Below are 25,472 nucleotides of genomic sequence, written 5' to 3'. Positions count from 1 at the left end.
GGGCGTCAGAGGATGTACCAATCGGTTGTTGAATCTCTCTGAACTCCTTGTAAGGCAGTGATACTTATGAAATCTAAAATCAGACTCCTACCTACAACCCTGGCCTCTTTGGTCTTGCTGGGCTCAGGATTGGGCATCGATGCGGCCCACGCCCAGTTTTCAAATCGGCGCCCTCGCTCCTTCCCAGAAGCAGCAGAACGGTGGGGCTACGAGTGCAAGCGGGAGCGCAGCGGCTACTTTTGCAAAGGGGATGATGACCGATTCGATGACGACGAGCGGTTTGATGATCGGCGAGATCGTCGCAGCGATCGCTTTCGGTTTAACAAAGGTCGCCTGTATGAGGGCAAAACAATACGGACCTCGACCAAGAATCGCGATCGCATCGTGATGCGCAAAGATGATAATCGAGATCTGACCCTCTATATTGAGGACGATATTCTGGCAGACGATACAGGCCGGGTGATTATTCCCCGCAATAGCCGCATTGAAGGCCGCCTGCGTTCCCGAGATGGGGGAATTCAGTATGACGCTCGGCGGATCGTTTTACCCAATGGTCGTCGCTACAATCTGGATGCGTTCTCTGAAGTGATTTATCCCAATCGCCAGGTTGCCTCCCGCCGCACCCGCACCTCTGAAGGCGTCAGAGATGTCTTAGCCACGATTTTAGGGGATCGTCGCAGACGAGACGATGACTTCGATCGCCGCAATGACGATTTTGATACCAGAGATCGCAACCTCGTAGTCATCTATCCCGAACGCGACCTGGATTTGCGGTTAAAGAAAGATCTAAAAATCGACTAAGCACTATCTCCTGAGATCTTTACCTAAGCACACTAAACCTCACGCCAGACTGATGCTGGCCTTCCTTCCCAGGGGGGCAAGTATCGGTCTATTTTTTGATCGCGATTCTCTTCAGCAGTGGGGACCAAGACCACAGGACCAGGCGACAGTCTATGATAGGTTGCTTCCCGGAGCGGGAAATCTAAGAACGAAGCATAAAGGGACGAACGTGACTCCTCTTGAAGTTGGCATCCTAGTATTGGTTCTGTTCTGTGGCCTGTTTCTCTGGCAGCAGTCAGGCTTTAAGTGTCCCCTGTATATCCACGTGATCGGTGGCTGTGCAACAGCCATAGGCTTCCTAATTGCCAGCAATATTGAACCTCATACCCCCATTAATGACTGGTGGCTGTTGGGAAAATGGTGGGCAGTGTTAATCATGCCTGCCTTTGTCTACGGTAGTTTTGCTGTTTATGGCGTTTCTATCTACTCCCAAGATGACTAGCTAGGCGTCCAAGAATCAACCGTCTCAACCCTCTGCTCAAGCAACAGGATGTTGCGGGCAGTCGAGGGTATCTTAAACCCTGCTTCAGCAAGAGCTGCATAATCCTGCCCTGTGGCGCTGATAAGACCATAGCAGTCAAAATTTCCTGATTTACTCTTCTGGAAGACTCAATCGTTTCCCCTCCGTTGCACCAGGACTTTCCTCCTGCTCTGCAGTCGGAGCAAACCCCGGATGCTACCTCTGGCCGTCCTGGGGAGATTTTTGATGCCATCTTGATCCCAAGGAGTCTCTGTTCATGCCGTTAAATAGATTGGCTGATACCGGTCAGCCCCTTCCCCTACCCGATCTGCAAAGAACAACCTTTGCCATCGATGGAATTGCCCGCTTTGTCTGCAATACCTGGCCCGAAATCCAATCGGCCCAAACAGGTGGCCCCTTTGATGTTGTTGTGATTGGGTCTGGCATGTATGGTGCCTACTGTGCCACCAAAATCTTTGAATTTACCCAAATGGCAGCGGTCCAGCCCCGGATTTTAGTGCTAGAGGCAGGCCCCTTCTTAATCAGTGAACATTTCCAAAATATGACTCGGATTGGGGGCTTATTTGGTGTTACCCTGGAGCCCATCGTCGAGTCAGACCGGACTCAAATTACGGAGCCTAACTATGCCAATAGCGGTCAGTTTGTCCAGCACCATAAATGTGTCGGCGGAAAATCTTTGTTTTGGGGGGGATGGACACCGCGCTTGACCGAGGCCGATCTCAACCAATGGCCTGATGATGTGCGAGAGTACCTACTCCAAACGGGTCAACCTGACGGGTATGAGTTTATTGAACGCGAAATTGGGGCCGTGCCCGCTGCCGATTTTATCAATGGCGATCTGTTCGACATCCTCAAGCAGAGAGCCAGTAGTGTTCTAGGCGAGAACGAACGCTTAACCACTGTGGAAGATGCCCCCATTGCCGTCCTCGGTCAATCCCCTGGCTCGGGGCTTTTTAGTATGGATAAGTTCAGCAGTTTGCCGTTGCTGCTCGATAACATTCGTCAAGATAATGATCAAACCAATGCCAATAACGCCGATCGTCGCCTGTTTCTGGTTCCCAATGCCGAAGTCTTGAAACTCGAAACCGTGAATGGGGTGGTGACGGAAGTCGTAGTAGCCCTGAAAAATCAGTTTGCCGATAATCCCAAAGACCCTGCCCAGGCCCAAGTGGTTCGATTGCCGCTCCAGCCCAGTGCCTCCGTGGTTCTGGCCGGGAATACCATCAATTCCACACGCCTTGCCCTCAATTCTTTCCCTCGGCCTGCAGCCTTAGCCCCCAATGGAGAGCTCATGGGCCGTAATTTAATGGCCCATGTGCGCGGCAACTTTGTCTGGAAAGTGAAGCGTGATCTTCTGGGGGTTCCCAACCAGCTTGACACTGAACTGCAAACCGCTGCTCTTAATATTCGGGGCAAAACCGATACCCCTGCGGGTGAAGGACAGTTCCATTTTCAGTTCTATGCAGCCCCCAATATGAATACCTCGGCTTTCCCCGGAGCCGCCAATAACCCCGAGGAATTCCTCTACCGGATGGTGCCTAACTTTGAGGAGTTAGACAAAATCTTGGCAGCACAAACGGCAGAACCGATTAGCGATCGCATCGTGATCGGCATTCGCACCTGCGGGGAAATGTTTGGTGATAAAACTGCTGCCGTTGGCAATATTAATTCCCCCACCAGCTGGATGAATGTCAATCCCTTTGGCGGTACAGGAGATGATCTCTATTTTGAAAATGGTCAAGAACTGCGGGTGCCCAAAGCCTACGTTCGCTTTGTAGAAACCCCTGCTGATCAAAAAGTGCGAGGAGATCAGTCCGGTTCTGCATTTAACTTGATCGCTACCTTGGCAGGTCAACCCCTTGCCAGTGCCACCGAGACTGACCCCAATGGCAATATTCAGTATTTTGATCCAGATAGGGAGACGAGTGACGAAGATGGGATTGGCACCACCTACCATGAGTGCGGCACCCTCTGGATGGGAACCGATTTCCGCAACTCAGTCACAGATGTGAATGGCAGATTTCACCATATCTATAACGCCTATTGCGCCGATCAAGCCCTCTTCCCCACAGCTGGATCGGCTAATCCCGTTCCCACCGGTCTAGCCTTGGCTCGCAAGGTAGCCCGTTCGATTGTGGAGCGATATCAACCTGCTACGCCCAGCACCGATGAAGCTGGATTTCAGCCCCTTTATACGGGCGACTATGGGGCGGATGGTTGGCAATATGTGGGGGGCCAGTTTGACGGCCAAATCCCCTTCTTTGATGTCAATGCCGATCAACCGATTCTGAGTGCGGGGATTGAAAATCCTGGGTTTAATAGTGTCCTCGGTGTCCTATGGTATACCCTCGCTAGCTTTAGTGATTTTATTCTCAAGCTAGAGTGGAAAAGCTTTGATATTACCGCCAATTCCGGTATTTTTCTCCGCATCCCTAGGCCACTGATTCTCGATAGTGAAAACTTCTACAATTCATCCATCGAAGTCCAAATTGATGAGCGAGGCTTACAGTTTAATCCTGGAAATAGTGTGTATGGCAGTCCGTTCCATCGAACAGGAGCCGTGTACGAAGTCTTCCCCGCACAACAATGGGCTGCCAAGCAAATTAGCTCCCGGACTGACAGTAGTCGAGATTTTTGGAATAGCTATGAAATTAGGCTAGAAGGAGATCAGATTGAGGTGAAACTCAACGACCAGCTGGTGTCTCAAGGGACGTTCCCTGTACTGCAGCCTCCGGGGCAAGAGAATGCTCCAAATAGTGATGGAACCAAGCGATCAGATGGCTTTATTGGTTTGCAGTGCCATACCGAAGTAGTGCAGTTTCGGAATATTCGCATCCGGCCGCTATAGCGCTGGGCTGCCTGAACCCTCAAAAAGGGGATCGGCTGATCTCCTTTTTTTGTGATGCATGGGTTTTAACCTGCATTATTCATGACTATTTGGGCAATTCATCGAACACTTTTCTAATGGATTAAACGCAGCACCTGCCTGAAATACAGCCTATTTCAAGAAGTGTCCCTGTAATCAGTGTTTGAAGCCCTCATTGAATCATTCGGGTTGAAGGGAGGGTTGACCGAAGGGCGGCTTCCAGTCCAGTGGTCTGCCTGAATGAGCTGTAAATTTGATCCCATTGCTACGCCTCTGAATATTTTTTTAGTGGATGGGCACTGGCTGACAGACCTAAACTGAAGCGCGATTTTCCTAGATCAAAAATAATCAGACGCCCGTTTTTTCAGCACTAGACAATATTAATGCAGCTTCTTTTACCATGATCCAGATTTGCAAAGAGCATGATGCAAACACTTGTCTTCGTGACATAACTACACATGGCTAGATATTATGGTCTAGGAGCAAAATAAATTCTTCCCCTACAGTCAACCCGCAAATTGCCAACTGAATCACTGATTTCAGTTCAATTGATTACTGATGCAGAAACCGATGCAAAAAACATCCTTAGACACTAGGTTTAGTGGCAATAAATCGATCCAAGAGTTCCTGCCGTTTGGCCTTGTTTTTCTTCTTGCAATTTTTCTATTTTTCTATCAGCTAGATAGTGAAAGCCTCTGGAATGATGAGGTTTTTAGTATTCGCGATGCGAATAATATTAGATCAAAATTTTTAATCTCACGCCCCCTTTACTTTTTCCTATTGCATATATGGATGCAACTCGGAACCAGTGAATTTTGGATGAGAAGCTTATCGGTTCTGTTTGCTTTGGCTAGTGTTGGCTTGATTTATGTATTAGGGCAACGGCTGGATAGCAAAGCTACAGGTGTTATCTCAGCGCTGCTTTTGACCCTGTCTCCTTTATTTATCAACCATGCCCAAGAAATTCGCATGTATGCCTTGGGGACTTGTCTAGGACTAGCAGGAACCCTCGCCCTGACCATTGCGTTGCAAGAGCGTAAAATAGCGCCTTTTTTTGCATGGGCGATTGCACGGTGGCTGATGTTTGTGACAGCGCCCCTCAATATCGCCCTGGTCTTTGCTGATTTTTTTCTGGTTGGATTGCAGTTTTGGCGGCATCGCAAACTACTATTCATGTTTGGTGTCTCTGCCTTATTTCTGGGGGCAGCTTGTTTACCGACCTTTCTAATTACAGCTAAAGGGAGTGGGGATGTTCTCCTAACTTGGGCACAGTACCAACCTCGGCCAGGTTTGAAGAGTTTACCGGGTATGTTGACCCGATTTACGATTTGGTCAGTCAAGCCGCCTTTTGATATTGCTGCGTTAGGTTGGTTGATTAATGCCTACACCTTGGTGTTAGTCGGAATTGTAATTTTTCTCATCGCTACCAAACCTTGGAAATCATCGGTGGGTTGGATTATTGTGTGGTGGTTTATTCCTCAGGCTGCAGTGTTTGTGGTGTCCCATCTCACGAGTTCTCTATGGGTTGAGCGTTACTTATTGTTTACGGCCCCCTATGCTCTAGTGATGCTAGCGGCAGGGTTTACCCGCATGTGGAAGTGGAAGTGGCCAATTGCATTGGGTATTGTCATTCTGTACTCGATTGTCGTTGGTGGTGGCTTATTTCGCTATTACGCCACCAGCCATCGATCCGATTGGCGAGGAGTGGTTCAAACTATCTCTAAGAGTGAGCAGGCGGGCGATCACATTGCAATTCATGCAAACCCAACATTGTTCAAGCATTATTATCGGGGGTCAGCGCCCACCCAATTTATGGACATTGTTAGTAAGAAGAGACTGCCAGAGGAAATTGATCAGGTTTTAGAGGATATTCCAGCGTTCGATTCACGTTTGTGGTTGACCTATGAACATACGGCATTTGTTGACGAGGAGGGGCATGATCGCTTTCGCCAGGCAGTCGTCGATAAATTTACACTGCAGAAGAAGCAGGAATTTGAAGATGTTGATCTTTTCCTCCTAACGCCGAAGTCAAAATAATACCTGACTGAGCTTATAGGGTGGACTGATGAAGGCAAACGATCTGCTTGATTGTTGAATCAATCTCTGGTGGTAAAAGCGGTGATCTGGAGGGTCCATCATTCTCCGCAATTGGGCTTTTTGTTGAGAATAGGTGAGTTTGACCGAAGAAGGTTGAATTAAAAAATGCTGGGGCTAAGATTCTCGATATTGACCCGCTACACCTCATTTATGCCTGCCAGTCTAACGGACCTCGATTGAACTGAAATCTTTTGTTGATGCTGATGATTTCTACTATGACTGTGAAACGCGATAACTGATACCCCGCATGCCCTCCTTGGTGAGAAGCAAGGTAAGCGCTATCGGTCTCGCTTAAGCATCCGTGAAGGGATGATCATCGTCATCACTTCTATGACTGTGGCTACCGTACCTTCAAGGAATTTCCCCTCCCCACTGGCGGGAGACTTTTTCGCTTTGAGTCACTCTCGTTGTGAAACGGGTGCCTCCAATCGTGCTGGCTTTGGCATGTTACTGGCAAACAGTGCTCACTGTCATGGATTGCATTGCTGTCATCTCTATAGAAGTCTGTCATCCCAATCGTGCTCACCACCCATGATTGCTATTGATACCTGCAGCGATGCGTATGAAAGAAGGCCGAAGTATTGTGTTGCTGAATCTGACTGTAGACGATGGGGTAGCGCTCTGCCAGTCTCTGAGCTTGTCAAGATCAGGCACATCCTCAAAGTAAGGGCAAGCATTGGTATAGAGGGTATTGAAAGGGGCTTGTCTTGGTTCAAAGATATTCGCTTTTGTGAGGATCATTACTGTCTGTATCAATGACTGGGTTTAAAATATTTGAGCTTGTTCTCCTGTATGAATCGGAGAACAAATCTTTATATGCTGCCATGTTAAAGGGTTCCAGCAGGGTTGATGTTAATCCTGTTCTACTACTGTCTATTGGCTCTGATACTTTCAGCAGATTTTCTTATTTTCCTTTCATATTCCATTTATCTTTGCATGTGTTTTTTAAAACAAACCGTTCTAGTAATTGGGTGAGTATTCATTCTTGATGGGTTGGGCTCAAGATAAAGATATAGGCAGTCATATATGGGAATTTAAATTTTATAAATGTCAAATATCCCTGACTTTAAAAGCTAAGTTCTTCGAGAATAGTTGGTCCTTCTATGTCGATAGGATGATCTCGGTAAACCCCTTATCAAAGTGAGAATTAAATCGCTATATCCGTTATGGGATAACAATTATACGAGCTTTTAATTTGTCTGGCTTTTTTCTGAGGTCCAATCTATATAGAGTTTGAGCGATGTCATAGATGGGATTAAATTAGTTATCTGGTAGAACAACTTTTTCCTGTGAGCTGCTGCCTATACGTTTGAATAGGCGTATTAAAAATATATAAGCATCTCTAAGAGGCTTAAGCATGTAAGGCTTCCATGATGAGAATTATTGCTTTGTGATTTTAGTCACTTGAATTTATTTTGTTGTTTATTTATACTCTTTAAAGTTAATACCAAGTCTCCCAAAAATACTCTCTATCAACACTTGTAAGTGCTGAAAGGCTGTTAAGCTTGCTTCGCTGATTAGCCATGCTTTTGCATGGAATTAGTATGGAAAGTTTCCCTGTTGATAAGTAGTAACGACTGCAAACGTTCGTATTAATCTATTTTTTGAAATGAATACTCCTAATATTCCTGACTATGTGAAGGGATGGCTTACTGATACAGAAGCGCAATTCCTCTATTCACAGGCCAAGGCTTGTCCTCCTGGCACGGTCATTGTTGAAATAGGCTCTTGGAAGGGTAAATCATCGATTTGTCTCAGCCAAGGATCAGCAGAAGGTGGAAACGTTCATATCTATGCGATTGACCCCCACCAAGATGATTCTTATCAAGAGTTTGAACATAATGTGTCGAGTGCTGGGGTTCGGGAGCTAGTCACTCCAATTGTCAAAACTTCAGCAGATGCATGCGAAGGCTGGACTCAACCGATCGGTCTCCTGTTTATTGATGGCAACCATGAGCATGACATGGTAGAGCAAGATTTTCTGCTTTGGTCTCGCTTTGTTGTAGAAGGCGGTATCATTGCATTTCATGATTCAACCAGTAGCCCGTTCAATCAGCTGATGGGCTATTTAGGACCCAAACGAGTTGTGGATAAATATCTGTTCCAATCTAAGGATTTCAAGCATATTGGGTTCACGGGGACCACGACGTATGCAACGAAAAGTAGTTCTCAAACGGTGACTGACACCCTAGCTCGGTGGTCGATGCGCTTGAAAAAAGCCTTCCCCGATACGCTGATGCTGCTTCACCAATATGTTCTTTTAAAGTTGCCTACGGGTGTTTTAGATGGGATTCGCAGACTGATGGGTTATCGAAACCTGAATTTAGGTCGATAAGCTGATTGCTGAGGCTTCCTTGGCCAGGAGTGGTGTTGCTAACTGGAATGCCAAAAAATAGGATAAAGCCCAAGGCGACGGGTAGGAGGCAAAACAATTAGCCGGATTGTACTAGCCGCCATGGGCTCTTTTGGGGATCTGTATCCTTTGGTTGCGATCGCACGAGCACTACAGCAACGGGGCCATAATCTGGTCTTCGCAACTCATCGAGAATATCAAGGCATCATTGAGTCTCTGAACCTGACCTTTCATCGCTTGCGACCGGATACCGCCCTAGGCGATCCTCAGGAAATCGAACGCATGATGGATCTGAAAGGGGGGATGAAAAAGAACCATCTTCCCTTAAACCGAAATTCTGATGATTGAGTGGTTTTGAATACGATTTCCCACAGTGGAAGAGATTCCATGCCATCCTGGTAGATCTGCGAACCTCAATTCCAGACGAGATCGATTCAGGGGCTTTTCGTGGTGCAAATCACTGATTTCTACTCATCGCTGGTCGGCATCGATGCGGGCAACTCAGATAATGCCTAATTCAGATCGGTGTTGTCCGTTATGTCAGTCCCTTCAAACTAGCGCTTTTCACCAAGATAGTCGCACCTATTTTCGTTGTCAGGTGTGTCTGTTAGTCTTTGTACTTCCTCATCAGTTTTTGTCAGCCCAAGCTGAGAAGGCTATCTACGATAGTCACGAAAATTCTGCTGAGGATTTGGGGTATCGTCGTTTTCTGAATCGACTTTTTTTGCCTTTGTCCCAGTGTTTACTTCCCCAGAGCTGTGGACTCGATTTTGGGTCGGGGCCAGGACCGACGCTATCGGTCATGTTTGAGGAAGCTGGGCATGCTATGGAACTCTACGATCTGTTCTATGCACCAGATATTAGGGTTTTGCAGCGACAGTATGATTTTATTTCTGCGTCTGAGGTGGTTGAACATCTCCACCATCCTCGACGGGAATTGGAACGGTTATGGTCTTGCCTCAAGCCCAATGGCGTATTGGGCATTATGACTAAGCGCGTTATTGATCAGGCAGCTTTTGCTCGCTGGCATTACAAAAGCGATCTGACGCATGTGTGTTTCTTTTCGATTGAGACGTTTGAATGGTTGGCCAATCATTGGCAGGCCGCTTTAACGGTTTCAGGAAATGATGTAGTTCTGCTGTCGAAGATTTATTAGGTGTTTAATTGTCTTTGTTAAAATGATGATTGTAGCTGTACTATTTAACTAAATTAGAAAATTAACTCAAAAGATTTTGGCATAAGTATTGAAATATGGCTTGGGTGAACCAAATAAAGTTCTTCTATAAGAAGAGAAAACTATACATCGCTTTATTTGATGATTCTCATGTTAGTGAGTTCTGGATAGCCAATATTAAAGCTTCAGACTTAAACATTAAAGAAGTCCCACAGGGGTTTGTGTTAGAGAGAAAGTATCGTATCCAGGACTTGGGTATTAAACCGTTTCAATGCTCGCAAGATAACTTCTTATTTAAAGTAGGAGATTTTGTTAATCAATTTGTCAAAGGGCGATCTACTCCTAATGTAGTTGTGGAGAATTATATGAGTGGCGATACTTACAACATCGGGCAAGCGGGTGCTGTCGGAAAAGGTGCTCGTTCAGATCACAATACATTTCATCAGTCTGAGCCAAAACAAACTTTAGCAGAAGCTGCAGAGGAAATACAGCGACTTCTCAACGTGTTAGCAGTTGATAATCCCGATGCAAATGAGTCCGATAAGATAACTTTTGTTAATGATGAAACAACTCCTAGCTTCAAACACCGTGTGGTTAGTGCATTGAAGTCTGGAAGCGAAACAGCTATAACAGAATTTTTTGATAACCCATATATTAATGTTGGCAAGGCTATTGTTGAAGGCTGGATTAAAGTAAATTAGGGTGTTGTTGAATTTATTCTTCGTAGCAAGTATAAATATGCTCTTTTACTTCAAGAAGCTACTTCATAAATACAAATAGAGTTTGTTGATCTTCATCATGATCAACAAACTCTATTTTTTAAATCTCTCCTTGAGCAATCATTTGGATGGCTCGTGGGGCAGCAGGGTCGAAACCACCGAAGTCCCAAGATAATGGATCTTTAGGATCCACTAAGGAGAGCTGGTAAGGGGCTAGAGTCACGTAGACCGCCTTAGCCTTTGGATTTACTAGACGTCGATACTCCGCTAGTGCCTGACTCGGATGCTGTCGTCCAGCGTAGGACTCAGAATCCGTCCAGAAGCAGAAGACATCGGCATAGAAGCGATGCTGAATCGCCCACTCGTAGGCCACCGCTGCATTGGTGCCTCCGAAGTTGTTATCCGTTGCCTTCTTAAGCGCATCGCGGAAGCTGTCTCGGGCCGTGATACCCAAATCACGGAACTGGGTTGAGAACCCACGAATTGCATAATTCTGCTCAGCTTTGGCCGTTGCTAGGGCCATCGCCGTGGCAATCTCGCAACAGCTTAGACCTACAGAACCGACGATGTAATAAGACATCGACCCGGAGACATCGATGGCATGCATAAACACCTTGCCCGTTGGGGCAACCGTCTCGAACGATAGCTCAAGGGCTGTTTCGAGAATATCGGTGACACGGGCGATGGGGGTCCAGGTCTTGCGACTCCGCCCCACCTGGCCCCCAGACCCATAGGTCTTGAGGGCTTTGAGCACATCAATCGGATGAATCCGAGCCTTGCGCAAGCGCTCCTTGTTGGTTAACATTGCCGCCACTCGCTTGAGGTTTTTGCTCTTATGGGCCTGGAGAACACCTAGTGCCGTCAAAGACCCTAGATTTCGCAATAGGGCTCCCACAGGCATTCCATCTAAGAGGAGCTGCCAAGCCCGCTGATCCATCTGACCAATGGGGGCGATCATCTCGTGGGTTAAGCGACCTTTGGTAATCGCCTCATGGGTAGCCTCTGGCTGACGCTTGACCCGCTCGTACCACCAAATTTGCTTTAAAGCGTCAGGAGTGGTTTCAGGTAAGGTCTCCCAACCCTGGATCACCCAGTGATAAAGGGCCTGGTGATCGGCACTGATAGGCTTGACGTGGAATAGCCGTAAGGCATCCCGGTGGGTAAAGCCATGACGCTGCTGGTACTTCAGCAACTGATAGGCCAGAGCCTTAGCATCGGGGTTAGAGAGCCATGCCGTTCCGCACTGGCGAATGATTTTACCGAAGCCCCGTAAGGACTTGGTATAGTTCAACCACTCGTAGAAATGGCTACCTGTTCGCACCACTTGCGGGAACAGCTCCACAAATGCCTGCTTGGCGGTTTGGGTGTCCCCCATGGATAAAAGCACTAAGGCCAAGATAGGGGCACTATTGTTGATGGAACGGCCATCGCTGGCATAGAGAATCTCTTCAGCGGTGCGCTGGGGATTCTCGTAGACACACTGCTGGACGACATGGATAAAGTCATCGGTTAGTTCATGTTTATCGGCATAGTAGGTGCTTTGGGCGGTACCGATTAGTAGGCAGCGGCGCAGCATCCCCCAAATACCAGGGTCAAACATATAGCCTCCAGAACGGCCTTGCACCATTTCAGCGGCACGGCCAGGAATCGGTTGGGTCTGAGGGGTACGGGCAGTGTTGGTAAAAAATTTGTAAGTCATGATCATCTCCGGCCCGACTGGGCAATAAAAAAGCTGTAATTCCCATCTAGGGAAAGGGAGTGGAGCGGGAGTCGAACCCGCATCCCGACGGATAAAGGACAAGTCGTTAAAAGCGATAACCTTATTTCCTGCGGCCCTTGCGGGCAATAAATGGTGCTCTACCGTTTGAGCGACCCACTCCAGGGGATGGACGGAAGGGGATTCGAACCCCTATTTCCCGCGTTGCAGGCGATAACCCTAATTCTTCGACCCTTGCGGATAAGTTGTGAACAAGGGGGTTAAGGCGTTCTACCTTTGAACTATCCGCCCGTGGTTGTGGTGTGGACAGGAGAGGATTCGAACCTCTATTGCCTGCGTCCTAGCGATAACCCTAATTCTTCGACCCTTGCGGATAATGCTTTGAAGAAGGGACATACAGCAGATGTTCTACCGTTAAACTAGCTGTCCATGTTTGGCGTGAAGTAACCTCGTTTCTTATCGTTGAACCTAATCTACTGGCCGTCTCTCCCCCGATTCCAATGCAGCTGAGGTAGAGCTAAACGCGGACAGGGTTAGAGTTTTAGAATAAGGGGGGATATCTAAGTTAAGGGGCCCCCCCTAACTTTGTCGTGAAAGTTCTCTATGCCCAAGCAAAGTTTTGGTCCCATTACCCAACGCAGAACCCAAACCCTCCTGATGGGGTTGGTGCAGTTTGCCAATGATTCCCTAGAGCTTGAGGACGAGAAAATCCTGGCAGGATTGCGGGGGACGATCAAAACTCATTGGCAAACGGATCAGCGGTTGGTGGTGCAGACCACGGCTCGGCATCTGGTGGCCCTAACTCAATATTTAGAGACGCCGCTGACCCTCGCGCAGGTAAAAGCAGGGCTAAAACATCTGCAAACCTTTATGGGCATGCTGGAAGATCACCGCACCAGCCAGCGGGGGTCGGATCAGTGGCATTTCACCTTGACCCTGTGGCATAACCGCTGGGAAGAAGCGGCCAATCAGCAAAGCTTTGACCACGTTTGGAATCAGTATCGCCCGGATCGAGGGGTGTCTCAACCTAAGACTGAGATGCCTAGCCCTTGGAGAACCTGTTGTCAGGCAGCGTTGGATACTCGCTTAACCACTAATCCGCTGACAGCCCATACGGGGTTGGCGTTTGACCTGAAGGATGTCTATTGCCCTGTGGGGCTGGTGGCTTACCCAACGGACGTTGCTCAACAAACGGAGGATGCAGTCGGTGATTCTGACACTGAGATAACGGTCTATCAGCCCGATCAGTTTCTAGAGGTGTTGCTCACCCAACCAGAGACTCAGCGGGTGGCCATTGTCGGTCCACCGGGGGCAGGTAAGACGACGCTGCTGCAAACCTTAGCTCTCAAACTGTTGGCCCAAGATCAGGTGCTGCCGATTTGGATCTCCCTCGCTGATCTAGAGGGCCAATCCCTGGCAGCTTACCTGCTAGAAACCTGGCTCAAGCAAACCCTAAAGGTATTTACCGTTCTACCAAGCCAACAACAAGCCTTTGCCCAGCAGTTCTCAACTGGCAAGGTCTGGCTTTTACTAGATGCTGTAGATGAAATGGGGATGGTGCCCAGCCAAGCCTTGGCCTTTGTCGCCAAGCAGCTGAAGGGCTGGCTAGGAGACGCCCATATAATCCTGACCTCGCGATCGCAACTTTGGGACGCAGGCCACAATGCCCTGGAAACCTTCACCCCCTATCGCAGCCTCAGCTTCAGCTATCGCCAAGGGGGCAATCAAGTCCAAACGGTGATTCAAAACTGGTTCCAAAACCAGACGGGCGATACGCTGTATCACCAAATTAATCGACCCGAGCTGCGACGACTCAAAGCCCTGATTCAGAATCCCTTGCACCTGGCCTTGCTCTGTCGCACCTGGCAACTTACCCAAGGGAAACTGCCAGAAACGAAGGCCATGCTGTATCGGCAGTTTGTCGAGGCCCTTTACGACTGGAAACAGGATCATCACCCCACCAGCTTGGCCCAGCGGCAGCAGCTCAACCAATCCTTAGCTCACTTGGCGTTGCAGGCGATGACTCAACCGTCGCCGTTGTTTCGCCTACCTGAGATATTTATCAGTCAACATTTGGATCCTGATCAGTTAACTCTGGCCTTGCAGCTAGGGTGGCTGCAGCCCGCGGGATGGTCTCCCACTTCGGGCGGTAAGGTCTACGCCTTCTACCACGCTACGTTTCAGGAATATTTTGCAGCCCAAGGGATCACAGATTGGCATCAGTTGATTGAATATCAGCAAGCGGACACGACCTTTTATCCCATCTTTAGGGGGCAATGGCAGGAAGTGATCTTGCTATGGCTGGGGCGCAGTGACGTTTCTGATGGGGATAAAGCGGATTTTCTGCAAGCCTTGGTGGACTTTACCGATGGTTGTGGTAGGTTTTACGATACCCAGGCAAAATTACTGGCGACCAAGGGGTTAGCGGAATATCCCCAATTCGCTGGCGCAGAAGCGTTAGTAACCGAGGTGGTTAACTGGCGATTTCAGCAGCAGAACGGCAAACCCACCGTCTGGATCGAGCCTGCAGGGGAAGCATTGTCCCAGAGCGATCGCACCCTTGTAACCAAAGCCATTGAACAGTTTGTGGTAAACGCCCAGAATCCTTTTGAACAGTGGCTGGCAGCCCATAGCTTGGGTAAAAATTATGATCCAGGGAATGGGGTTGCGATCGCAACCCTAGAACGCCTGCTAGTCCAAGCGCCTAACGTCGATGTGCAAATTGAGATGGCTAAGACCCTTGCGGATATCCAGCCGGGACATCCTCAGGCCCTCCAGACCTTACAAGATATTATTCAGTCCCATGACTCTCTGTCCCTGCGTCGTAAGGCCGCCCATCGACTGGGCATTATTGCCCCGGATCAACCGCTGGCCCTCCAAACTTTAGAACATATCCTCCAAACCACCGACGATTCTGCCCTCCGTCACCAAACGCTACAGTCTTTGCAAAAATTGGCACCTCAGCATTCGGCGCTACCGGTAAAGCGCTCCCGTCGTCGGTCCCGTAAAACTCCCCTCAAGCCGCAACAGCTTATTCCAGTGTTGGAACAGAAATTGCAGAAAAGCCGAAAGATGGAGACTCGTATCCGCTATGCAGGGCAGCTTTTGGCAATACAGCCCCACCACAGGGGGGCCATTGATGTGTTATTGGATATTTTCTCTAGGACCCAGAGCAAAAACCATCTCAAACAGATCAGCAAACACCTCCGTCTGATGACGGTGGATGCTGAGTCCTCAACCTGGCGACAGACTTTCGCTATGGTTCAAGGGGTATATATGACGTCTCAGCAGTCGGCCCAGACCCAGCCGGTTTACAAACTCCTGTGGGACTGGTCCCTGGCATTATCTGTTGAGCAATTTCGTACCCTCTGGCAAGCGGGTGCATCTATCAAGGTGAACCCTAAAGATCCTAGGAAGACTTAATCATTTGGGGACGAAGTTTGATGCGCATAAAGGGTTTTTCAAATAACAGATATGTGATCGCAGACAACAGGATGGTCACCACGAACACACTGGCAAACTGGATATAGCCAGGGGCGTTTAGTTTAGATTCCAAATAGCCGAGCACGGCAATGTGCCAGAGGTATACCCCAAAACTAACGATTCCTACAAATCGCAGGGCCACATTCTCTAACACTTTTTTGATCCAGCCATCTGTATGTAAATGGGTCACCAGTAAAACGCAGATCAGAATGGCTTGGTAGGTATAGAACCCGTGGTTGGCGGACAGACGGACATAGTTGGCTTGGAAGACGGCATCCCACAGGGGGCGACTCACTAGATTGGGAAAATTAAACACAATCAACACGAAGGAGGTGTTGGCCAGGATGGACATCCATCGCCGCTGTTTGGGATTGTCTGGGTCAAAGACCGCCGTTAGTTTGGCATTGACCACGGCTGCCAAGGACCCCAGCAGAAAAATCGGAATATGAGGGAGGACGGATAATCTGGACGTGAAGTCCACCGCAACATTAGCGCCCTCCGTTACGATAATGGCGCTGAGTAAAAAGAGAGTGGACGCTTTAAAATCCCGTTTGAAGAGCAGGACAATAATCCCCACGACGAAGGGGAAAAACAAATAGTATTTGAACTCTACGACAATAGTCCAAAAATGATTAAACGCTTCTTGCAGTAGAACATGGGATATTAGATCCTTCAGCTCAAACTTAAATCCCGGAAAAATTAAATAAACGACTAAAACGAAGAGATAGAGCGGATATATACGTATAAATCGTTTTAAAGCATAGTTTATCCAGGTTTTGGCGCTTTTAAGCTCAATTGTTTCTCGCATCATGTGGCTCGTTAACAGGAAGCTACTTAAGATGAAAAAGATGTAGACCCCTGTTCTGCCATAGATAGTGCCTGCGGCCTGAAAATAATGCCCCAGGAACATTTGCTCCCAAGGTAGGCCCAGGAGTCGCTTACTATGGGTTGCCACCACTAAAAGAACCGCAATCCCCCTTAATCCATCCAGCGATGCCATCCAACTTTTAGACGTACGGGCACCAAAAAATAGACTTTGGAGAGAGAATCGCGGTTTAGGTGCTTCTTGTTCAATCAATTTTTCTGTCATTTTGATCCGAAAACACTTGCATTTAATCCATCAAAAGCGCTATCCCATCAAGGGACTCGATTGCTTAAGCTGCCAATAAATCTTCAAACAGAGACCGATACTGTCGAGCTTGAATCTCTAGGGCAAACCGATCGACTGCGGCTTGGCGGGCTTGCTCACATAATTTGTGATGGCGATTGGCATCTTCCAGGACCCAGGCCATACCATGGGCTAAATCATCGACTTCATAGGGTTTGACCAGATAACCTGTCTCTTGATGGCTGACAATATCTTTTTGCCCGGCAGCATTAAAGGCCACCACTGGGGTGCCACAGGCCAATCCTTCTGATGCGGTTTGACCGAAGGATTCGTAGAGGGAGGGTACAATCATGACATCAGCCGCCGAATAGGCAATGGATAAACTCAAGTCATCGGCAAAGCTGCCCAGGTAATGGGCCTTAAATCCTAAATCGACGGGTTCTGCAGGAGCATCTGCTCCGAAAATGGCTACCTCAATCCGGTCTGCCCACCCGGCCTGACTCAATTTCTGCAGGGCGGGCTGGAGCAGGTGAAATCCTTTCCGTACATCAGCAGTGGCCGATAAAGCACCAAACAGAATGATCAGCTTGTCTGTAGGCAGCTCCAACAAATCACGGCTAAAGCCTTTATCGACGGGTCGATACTTTTGCACATCCAGACAAAAGGGAATCACCTCCACTCGGCGATGGCCAAATAACGAACTCTCCCGGACACAATCCGCCATCCACTGACTGGGGGTGACGATGGTTAGGTTGATGTCTTGCCAAGCTTTTTGTTTACGCTGCCAAATTTTTCGAGATAGATCCGTCTCTTTTTGGCTATTGAGTTGGGGACATTTGCCGCAGGTATCCTGGTAGCCATCGCAGGTCTCGGCATAGTGGCATCCTCCCGTAAACGGCCACATGTCTTGCAGGGTCCAGACTAGGGGCTTATTGAGCTTGGGCAAGGTTTCCACTTTGAGAAAGCCATTGCAGACCCAATGCATATTGACGATATCAGGCTTGAGCTGGGCGACGTTTTTTGCGATCGCATCTGGAAACCATTGGCTCGAAAAAAGCGTTTTGGTTTGATAGGACCCTAGCTTTAACGGCCATCCATTCATCTGTGGCCCTAATTTGGTTAATACTGACTTTTCAGCCAGGACCGACTTCTGGCCACTGAAACGGGCGCGAACTAACATTTGGGAGTCATGGCCAATGGCCAGTAGCCCTTGATGCAGTCGGTATGCTGCTCTCGCAGCCCCGCCTTCAATGTCAGATGTACTCAATAAGAGAGATTTCATAGACGCTTTAGTTTTTCTAGGGTCCTATAAGAACAAGCAAGAGATGTAGGGGTGAGACGATGGGCCTGAGCATTCTCCCAACCTAACTGCACCCATCAGCATGACATTACCTCAAAGTGCTCCAACTTCACCTTAGGTATCCGGCTACTGGAATGAATTGGGCTATTGGGGAAGGTACTTCTTTAAGCGAAAGAAGGGACGCTCAATTACGAAAAAACTCATAATAGATATCCCAAATGTGATCGCCAGAATAATCGAGAATTTAATCGGTTGGGCCAGATTGAGGTGGGCATTGGTATAGCCAATCAGTGCCATATGCCAAAGGTACATACTAAAACTTATCGTTCCCACAAATCGAATAATGGGATGGCTTAAGATGCCCCGAATCAGACCGCGACCGTGGAGCTGGGCCACCATAAATAATGACCATAGTCCCCCAAAGGCCATAAAGACCAGCCGGTCGGACCAACTTTGCTGCAAGATCCACCAGTCGGGTTGGGTTCTCAAAGCAACAATCAAACCTACCGTCGCCATCAAACTGAGAATTGCCATGGTTTCGGCAACACTGCCAAATACAGACGAATCCTGGATCTGAGGCTGTTTCTGGAGTTTGGCATGGATCAGTGCCGCGAGTATACCAAAGAGAAAAATCGGTAAATACTTAACCAGGGAAATCCGCGCGACTTCAGGAGGGTTAATCGTCACCAGAAAACTGGTACTACCCACGGCCGCTAAGAATAAAGTCGTTAGCCCTAGATTCTTCTTCAAAACTTTGACAATCAGCCACATTAATACAGGTAAGAAGAGGTAAAACTTAAATTCAACAGGGATGGCCCAAAATTGATCCTTCCCTTCCTGTAAAAATAGATGACTCAGGACATCTGAACCCTGGTATTTAAAACTAGGTACGATGCCATAGAGCAACATAATGCAGATATAAAGTGGGTAGATCCGTAAGACTCGTTTGAGTGCATAACTACCCCATAGAGATAAACGACCTAAGTCACAGTCCTCTCGAAAGAATTGTCCAGCTAGTAAAAAACTACTTAACACAAAGAACAGATATACCCCTGCTTTACCAAATCCATCGGGATTCAGTATTGGAAAAAGCTCTAGTCCTTGTCCTTTGGCGTGATCAAAAAAAACGAACAGAATTGCAAATCCTCTAATGCCATCTAGAGCATGGATCTTCTTCACAGGTTGCGAGGGTTTACTGACAAAAAGAGATTGAACTTTTTCAATAACTACCACGATTCCTTTGTCCTCACGCTATAGCAAGCAAGTGTCTTTAATCTATGGTCAATTTATGGTCTAAACGAATATTCCTCCATTCAAAAGATGATTGATCAAAGTATCCTATGGCACTCTCGTTGCCGACTGTTTTGGGTGAACAGAGACGAGATCTAGGACATCTTCAAAGGAATTAGCCAGTTGTTGTAAAGAATGTTGCTGGCAATACCCTTCAAAGTCTGGCTGACGGTCCGTATTGGGTTGGGCTAACCGGATCTTGAGGTCCTTCAGGCCTTGCAAACAGGCACCCACATCCCCTTCAGGGATAGTCACGCCTAATTGAAACTGCTCGACCCGTTTACCCATGCAATATCCCTCACTGGCCATTACCAATTTTTTGAAGGCGGCAGCTTTGACGAGGGCGTTACTGCTATAGGGAAAGTTTTCATAGGCCGAGAAAATAACATCACAGCTATTGACGAGGGCATTAAACTGAGGTTCGCCTGGAATAAATTCCAAATGAAAGAGACAGTTTGAAGGAGAGGATTCAACGATCTTTTGTACCGTTTCATAGTCGTCATTCAACCGAGTTGAATAGTCTTGATGAAACATCGCCTTTGAGAGTGACCCCGCAAAAACAAAGAAAAACTCTTCTGGGTCACACTGTTGGGCCACCTCTAATAAGGTTAGGAGTCCCTTGCGCTTACTCAGAGCACCAAACAGTCCCACAATGGTGCGATTACCGGCCTTAGCCTTGATATCTTTTGCTAGAGAATAGGTCAAATCTGGGGGAGTAATGTCGGTAAAGTCAGGAAATGCAATCACGGGTTTGTTGTGGACATCCGACTGAAGATTTTTAGCTTCATATTCGTCCAGTAGGGTGATTGCCTGACAACGATCGGCGTTCGCAACCGCAAGATGGGATAGGGGCGTTTTCAGGATCGGTAGATATCGTTGACCAAACCGATAGGTTGCGGGTCGGAAATACAGGCCAGACCAAGGATAGGGAAAGACCCAATCAATCATGGGTCCACTTAAGTAGTAGCTCAAGTAGTTGTCTAACCAGTTGAGAAAGACTAAATCAGGCTCATAACCAATCTGGTCAGCCGCGTTTTGAATAACGGCAGCCGTTTTTTGCCAGCGCCCTAAGATCAAAACGGGCTGGGGCCATCGGGTCCACTTTGGAAATAGCTTGGGTAACTGACCCACCACGGGGAGTTCCTGCCATTGATATTCCTGCATTTCGAAGGCATGAAAATTTTCCATCTCTTTGGGACAATTCTCTTGAATCCAGGGCAAGATATCATCTGGCTGTGGATAAAAGGACATGACTCGATATCCCATTTCTAACAGTGTCTTACTGAAGAAACGCATATACGTGAGATGATGCCCCCTGCCATGATTGGTATCAACGAGCGCAACGGTTTTCATAGACACGGATGTCAACAATGGGGTTTATAAGATTGGGGTGAATCGGAGTAGAACTGATCAACAACACTCATGGTCGTGGATCGGGGCTAGCCAGCAGATAGGTGTGTCACAATTTCATCAACAGCTCGTTGAGTGGATTGGCCATCTAAGGCATAGGTAAATTCTGCTGCAAGATCGATCTCAGTACTGTGATCTAAGTCCCCATCAAATAACATTTGCTCAATTTGCGTCTTTAAAGCGGGTTTAGGCTCTGCATATACGGTCTGGTAGACGCCATATTCTTCTAGGTGTTTATAGCCTTTAGAAGGTCCCTCTGCAAATAAATCAAAGGCAACCACTTTCTTGCCCATCATTAAGGCTTCCTCCGCCACTGTAGAGCTGCGCGTTAGCAGTAAATCAGCGATGGAAAGTAGGGCATACACGCTGAGTTCTGTGACCTCTGGTTCGATCACAATGACTGACCCCAGATCCGCACATTGCTGGGCCGCTTGCTGATATAAATTTGGATTTCTCTGATCGTTGGGATGCATTTTGATCAACAACAACACCTTGGAGAAATCCAGGCTTTCATAAATATGTTGAATATACTGCCGATAGAGCTGAGCTTCATCTCCATATCCCTGATATTCCGTATGCAGGCAGGCCGCCAACACTACAATTTTCTTCTGGGGTAGTTGCGGTTGGACCTGGGGATAGCATTGTTGCAGCGTTGCCAATGCGGCTTGGGAATCCAGGCTGTTGAGGACATCATGTAATGGATTGCCCACCACTCGAACCCGCTGTGGATCGACCCCATAGTCTTGAATTAATTCCCGTTCCACTCGCTTACCCCACACCATAATCAGGTCTGAGACCGTAGAAGCGAGGCCCTTAACGGAGTCTTTGCGAGTGCCGCCATGTTGAATTGAAAGGGTTTTAACGCCAAATTGGCGAAGCTGATCGGCGGTATCGACCCCACATCGGTGAAACTCATAGAGTTCTCGGTGATCTAAGCAAAAGACCACCACTTTATCTTGGGGAGATAAACAAGCCCGAACCAGGCTCAAATAGTTGGCTTGGGGAGTGATGCCTAGAGCGCTCACTTTTTCTAGGGTTTGAGGGACGAGCTGTAGTTGATGAATCCCCGGTAGTACGATCAGGTTTAGCTTGATACCTTGACGTTCAAGGATGCCACTTTCAGCGAGGTGTAGCAGGAGGGGGATTAATAACCGTTCACAAGCTTTGGAATAGAGAAAGAAGGTAATTTCTGGCTGGGTTGATAAACGAGAAAGCCGCAGCGGCAATGCTTTAAGCAGCATCGCTAACTTTTCATCAAAGCCCAGATATTCTTGCAAGGGAAAATAGTATTGTCCCAGAACCGCTTTTTCCAGGGGGACAATATCCTGACGCGACCGGAGTTTTAGCTTTTGTTGCATTTTGGCGGATCCTTGTCAGGAACTAGGATGAGAAACCGGCCTGACTTTGAATCAGTAAATCACAAAGCTCTCGTACTGCGCCACATCCTCCATTCTTCTGAGTAATGTAAATGGCAGCGCCTCGGTTAGCCGGCATGGCATCATTCACCGTGAAGGGACAGCCAATATTCTGCAAGATGGGCACATCATTGACATCATCCCCTGCATAGGCCACCTGGGACAGTTCAATATTGAGGGTTTGGCAGAGGGATTTGAGTACCGAGAGTTTCTCTTCAACCCCAAGAAAGACGTGCTGAATGCCGAGCTTTTTGGCTCGATGCCGCGTTACGGGGGAATCGCTGGCTGTAATAATGGCAACGTCAACCCCTGACTGCATCAAGAGCTTTAAGCCTTGACCGTCTTTGACATTAAACTTTTTCAGTTCGGTGCCGGTTTCCGTATAATACAGCCCGCCATCCGTTAAGACGCCATCTACATCTAAGGCCAAGAGCTTAACGTTGGCGAGCCGGGATTGTAGGTCTGAGGAGATACTCATCAAGCTAATACGGGAGTGGAGTTCATGATTTTATGCACCTCAAGGATGGGCCGCAACACATCTTCGAGCTGATGGAGTGGGATCATATTAGGACCATCGCTGGGAGCCTGGTCGGGATTCTCATGCACTTCCATAAATAGGGCATCCACACCAATGGCCGCGGCTGCCCGAGCCAGATAGGGGGCATATTCTCGCTGGCCACCGGAACTGCTGCCTTGGCCGCCGGGCATTTGGACACTGTGGGTGGCATCAAAGACCACGGGATACCCAAAGCTGCGCATTTGGGGCAGAGACCGAAAATCAACGACGAGGGCGTTATAACCAAAGCTGGTGCCGCGCTCCGTTAACAGGATTTTCTTGGCACCGCCCGATTCCAGTTTGCTGACCACATTTTTCATGTCCCAGGGGGCTAAAAATTGCCCTTTTTTGACGTTAATGGTGCGCCCTGTGGCTGCTGCCGCCATCAGGAGATCCGTTTGCCGACATAAAAAAGCGGGGATTTGGAGGATATCGGCCACTTCTGCCACGGGGGCTGCCTGATGACTTTCATGAATATCCGTAACAACAGGAACCCCCACCTCATCTTTGACCCGCTGGAGAATTCTCAGACCTTCTTCCATGGGGTGTCCCCGAAAGGAGCTAATAGAGGTGCGGTTGGCTTTATCAAAGGAAGATTTAAACACATAGGAAATGCCCAGCTTCTCACAGATGCGAGCGATACCCGAGGCCATTTTTAAAGTAAAGTCTTCGGATTCAATCACACAGGGACCACTCAGCAGTGTCAGCGGACATCCTTCGCCGATGGCTAATGTATCAGTCACTTGAGTACGGATCATGAGGTCATTCCTTGTTGGATGAATAACTGGGCTTTAACTAAATCCTCGGGGGTATTGATTTCAATTGCCGCTTTTTGGGTTTGGCAGACCTTAATGGCATAGCCATATTCTAAAACCCGCAATTGTTCTAAGCCTTCGCAGGTTTCAAAGGGGGTCGGCTCCAGTTGGGAGTACTGCATGAGGAAGTCATGGCGAAAGGCGTAGAGTCCCAAGTGGTGATAGACCGGAACCTTGCCCTGATTGCGAAAATAGGGGATGGGAGAGCGGGAAAAATAGAGGGCATGGCCATTGCGATCGCACAATACTTTCACCGCATTTGGGCTGGCGTAATCCTCTTCCATATCTAAAGGACAGCCCAGGGTGGTCATCTCGGGGCGTTCGCCCTCTCGGTAGGGTCGGACGAGTTGTTCTAGGGCTTCCGGAGTGACAAAGGGTTGATCCCCCTGAACGTTAACAACGACATCCATGTCATCGTAGAAACCCGCGACCTCGGCAACGCGATCGGTGCCCGTGAGGTGATCGTCTCGGGTCATCACCACTTTGCCGCCAAACCCTTTGACACAGTCGGCAATTTTGTCGCTATCCGTGGCGACTACCGCATCTTGAAAAAAATCGCAGCTTTTCGCTGCTTCATACACCCACTGAACCATAGGCCGCTCATCTAGCATCACTAAGGGCTTGCCAGGAAAGCGTTGAGATTGATAGCGGGCAGGGATGACCGCAAGAATATTCATATAAGACCCGCTTGAGCAATATCGTGCAGTCTCAATACTCCCACGCAACGATCGTCTAGATCGACAACGGGCAAGACCGAAATTTGAGACGGACGATCTTCCATGACCTGGAGGGCATCGTAGGCTAATTGGTCGGGGGCGGCCGTGATGGGATTCGCCGTCATAATTTTTTCTGCCTTCATCTGCTCCAAGTCGACGGGACGAATCTTCTCCATGGCGCGACGCAGATCGCCATCCGTGACAATGCCCAGCAGCTGCTGTTGAGCATTCACTACGTTAACGGCTCCTAAGCCGCCCTGGCTGATGCTGGTGACAATTTCTAACCAGCTGGCTTCCGAGGAAATACAAGGATGCTCGGGGCCTTGGTGCATCAAATCCGAGACCTTAATGGTTAAGCGTTTGCCGAGGCGACCGGCCGGGTGGTTGACGGCAAAGGCTTCAGGGGTAACGCCTTTGGCATGGGTGACGGTCATGGCTAGGGCATCACCGATTGCGATCGCAACCGTCGTACTGGCCGTAGGCGCTAAATTCATCGGGCAGGCTTCTTGATCAACAGTGGCTGCTAAGACGACATCCGCTTCATCGGCCAAAGTCGATTTGACATTCCCCACTAGGGCAATGAGGGGAACTTGGCGCTGCTTCAAACAAGGCAACATGGCAATGAGTTCATCCGTTTCACCACTGTTGCTCAGCACAATAACGACATCATTCGTGGCGACGATGCCTAAATCCCCATGCAGGGCTTCCACGGGGTGGAGAAAGACTGCCATCACGCCGACGCTGGTGAGGGTGGCGGCGATTTTGCGAGCCACAATTCCTGATTTGCCCACCCCCGACAACACCACTTTCCCCGAACACCGAATCATCAAATCGACGGCCTTATTCACCTGGTCAGGCTGTAATCGTTCTGCCGCTTTGGCAATCGCTTCGGCCTCTAAAAGGAGCAGCCTATCCACTTGAGAGGCAAAGGTGGGTTGGGTCGTTTGAATCAGAGATTGCATAGAAATCAATATCTCATCAGTAGTTCTAGCGTATCTTATGGAGCTATTTATGGCGGGTACAAAACCCCTGTCTTCCGCAGCTAGGAAGACTAATTAACATCATGAATTAGATATAAAACTGGAGTTTGGCCTTAATACCGAAGCCACTCCATGATGGTCTCAAATCTCGT

19 protein-coding genes and 3 tRNA genes are annotated in these 25,472 nt (G+C 48.3%); 9 read left to right on the top strand and 13 right to left on the bottom strand.

Features of this window, described 5'->3' with window-relative positions; translation table 11 throughout:
- Positions 1 to 66: 66 nt before the first annotated feature.
- The 8 genes from ON05_RS12470 (at position 67) to ON05_RS12435 (ending at position 10,512) form a co-directional block, all read left to right on the top strand.
- The gene (locus ON05_RS12470) at positions 67 to 801 is read left to right on the top strand and encodes a TrbI/VirB10 family protein (protein WP_010471918.1); all 735 of its coding nucleotides are present in this window, start codon (positions 67 to 69) and stop codon (positions 799 to 801) included.
- Positions 802 to 1,009: 208 nt separating this feature from the next.
- A complete protein-coding gene (locus ON05_RS12465) occupies positions 1,010 to 1,282 on the top strand; it encodes a hypothetical protein (protein ID WP_029315114.1) in 273 nt (90 codons plus the stop codon).
- 295 nt (positions 1,283 to 1,577) lie between these two features.
- Entirely contained in the window at positions 1,578 to 4,169 is a 2,592-nt protein-coding gene (locus tag ON05_RS12460; RefSeq protein ID WP_010471921.1) for a family 16 glycoside hydrolase, read from the top strand.
- A 576-nt stretch (positions 4,170 to 4,745) separates the two neighbouring features.
- The gene (locus ON05_RS12455; protein WP_039779640.1) at positions 4,746 to 6,224 is read left to right on the top strand and encodes a glycosyltransferase family 39 protein; all 1,479 of its coding nucleotides are present in this window, start codon (positions 4,746 to 4,748) and stop codon (positions 6,222 to 6,224) included.
- A gap of 1,669 nt (positions 6,225 to 7,893) precedes the next feature.
- Positions 7,894 to 8,619 (top strand): class I SAM-dependent methyltransferase, encoded by a 726-nt coding sequence (locus tag ON05_RS12450; protein ID WP_010471925.1) that lies wholly within the window; start codon positions 7,894 to 7,896, stop codon positions 8,617 to 8,619.
- Between the two features lie 96 nt (positions 8,620 to 8,715).
- On the top strand, positions 8,716 to 8,985 hold the full coding sequence (locus tag ON05_RS12445; RefSeq protein ID WP_139025679.1) for a glycosyltransferase: 270 nt from the start codon (positions 8,716 to 8,718) through the stop codon (positions 8,983 to 8,985).
- Positions 8,986 to 9,145: 160 nt separating this feature from the next.
- Complete coding sequence (locus ON05_RS12440; protein ID WP_010471929.1) at positions 9,146 to 9,793, top strand: class I SAM-dependent methyltransferase; 648 nt, start codon at positions 9,146 to 9,148, stop codon at positions 9,791 to 9,793.
- 95 nt (positions 9,794 to 9,888) lie between these two features.
- Complete coding sequence (locus tag ON05_RS12435) at positions 9,889 to 10,512, top strand: hypothetical protein (RefSeq protein WP_010471930.1); 624 nt, start codon at positions 9,889 to 9,891, stop codon at positions 10,510 to 10,512.
- A 118-nt stretch (positions 10,513 to 10,630) separates the two neighbouring features.
- Here ON05_RS12435 and ON05_RS12430 read toward each other — a convergent pair whose 3' ends face one another.
- From ON05_RS12430 to ON05_RS12415, 4 genes are all read right to left on the bottom strand, one after another.
- Positions 10,631 to 12,229: a TROVE domain-containing protein gene (locus tag ON05_RS12430; RefSeq protein WP_010471931.1), complete on the bottom strand. Its 1,599-nt coding sequence runs from the start codon at positions 12,227 to 12,229 to the stop codon at positions 10,631 to 10,633.
- 56 nt (positions 12,230 to 12,285) lie between these two features.
- Positions 12,286 to 12,409: transfer RNA gene (locus ON05_RS12425), tRNA-OTHER, on the bottom strand.
- 7 nt (positions 12,410 to 12,416) lie between these two features.
- A tRNA-OTHER gene (locus tag ON05_RS12420) sits at positions 12,417 to 12,538 on the bottom strand.
- Between the two features lie 11 nt (positions 12,539 to 12,549).
- Positions 12,550 to 12,677, bottom strand: a tRNA-OTHER gene (locus tag ON05_RS12415).
- A 173-nt stretch (positions 12,678 to 12,850) separates the two neighbouring features.
- Here ON05_RS12415 and ON05_RS12410 point away from each other — a divergent pair.
- Positions 12,851 to 15,670, top strand: a complete 2,820-nt coding sequence (locus tag ON05_RS12410) for a HEAT repeat domain-containing protein (protein WP_010471933.1) — start codon at positions 12,851 to 12,853, stop codon at positions 15,668 to 15,670.
- On the opposite strand, the gene ON05_RS12405 is transcribed toward ON05_RS12410, so the two are convergent.
- The 9 genes from ON05_RS12405 to ON05_RS12365 form a co-directional block, all read right to left on the bottom strand.
- Positions 15,657 to 16,820 (bottom strand): acyltransferase, encoded by a 1,164-nt coding sequence (locus ON05_RS12405; RefSeq protein WP_010471934.1) that lies wholly within the window; start codon positions 16,818 to 16,820, stop codon positions 15,657 to 15,659. The two genes, ON05_RS12410 and ON05_RS12405, sit on opposite strands and share 14 nt — an antisense overlap.
- Positions 16,821 to 16,884: 64 nt before the next feature.
- A complete protein-coding gene (locus tag ON05_RS12400; RefSeq protein WP_010471935.1) occupies positions 16,885 to 18,120 on the bottom strand; it encodes a glycosyltransferase family 4 protein in 1,236 nt (411 codons plus the stop codon).
- Positions 18,121 to 18,282: 162 nt separating this feature from the next.
- The gene (locus ON05_RS12395; protein WP_010471936.1) at positions 18,283 to 19,371 is read right to left on the bottom strand and encodes an acyltransferase; all 1,089 of its coding nucleotides are present in this window, start codon (positions 19,369 to 19,371) and stop codon (positions 18,283 to 18,285) included.
- A 105-nt stretch (positions 19,372 to 19,476) separates the two neighbouring features.
- On the bottom strand, positions 19,477 to 20,781 hold the full coding sequence (locus ON05_RS12390) for a glycosyltransferase (protein WP_029315115.1): 1,305 nt from the start codon (positions 20,779 to 20,781) through the stop codon (positions 19,477 to 19,479).
- A gap of 86 nt (positions 20,782 to 20,867) precedes the next feature.
- Positions 20,868 to 22,196: a UDP-N-acetylglucosamine 2-epimerase gene (locus ON05_RS12385; protein WP_010471938.1), complete on the bottom strand. Its 1,329-nt coding sequence runs from the start codon at positions 22,194 to 22,196 to the stop codon at positions 20,868 to 20,870.
- Between the two features lie 22 nt (positions 22,197 to 22,218).
- Positions 22,219 to 22,731 carry an HAD family hydrolase gene (locus tag ON05_RS12380; RefSeq protein ID WP_010471939.1) on the bottom strand — a complete coding sequence of 171 codons (513 nt, stop codon included), beginning with the start codon at positions 22,729 to 22,731 and terminating at the stop codon, positions 22,219 to 22,221.
- Positions 22,731 to 23,567 (bottom strand): 3-deoxy-8-phosphooctulonate synthase, encoded by an 837-nt coding sequence (kdsA, locus tag ON05_RS12375; protein ID WP_010471940.1) that lies wholly within the window; start codon positions 23,565 to 23,567, stop codon positions 22,731 to 22,733. The genes ON05_RS12380 and kdsA overlap by 1 nt, the downstream gene beginning before the upstream one ends.
- Positions 23,564 to 24,301 carry a 3-deoxy-manno-octulosonate cytidylyltransferase gene (gene kdsB, locus ON05_RS12370; RefSeq protein WP_010471942.1) on the bottom strand — a complete coding sequence of 246 codons (738 nt, stop codon included), beginning with the start codon at positions 24,299 to 24,301 and terminating at the stop codon, positions 23,564 to 23,566. Before kdsB ends, kdsA begins: the two co-directional genes overlap by 4 nt.
- Positions 24,298 to 25,302 carry an SIS domain-containing protein gene (locus ON05_RS12365; protein WP_010471945.1) on the bottom strand — a complete coding sequence of 335 codons (1,005 nt, stop codon included), beginning with the start codon at positions 25,300 to 25,302 and terminating at the stop codon, positions 24,298 to 24,300. Before ON05_RS12365 ends, kdsB begins: the two co-directional genes overlap by 4 nt.
- Positions 25,303 to 25,472 lie beyond the last annotated feature (170 nt).

Source organism: Acaryochloris sp. CCMEE 5410 (genome assembly GCF_000238775.2).
In the GTDB taxonomy this organism is placed as follows: domain Bacteria; phylum Cyanobacteriota; class Cyanobacteriia; order Thermosynechococcales; family Thermosynechococcaceae; genus Acaryochloris.
Note: the sequence above shows the minus strand (reverse complement) of the source record. Positions and strands in the feature narration are given on the sequence as shown.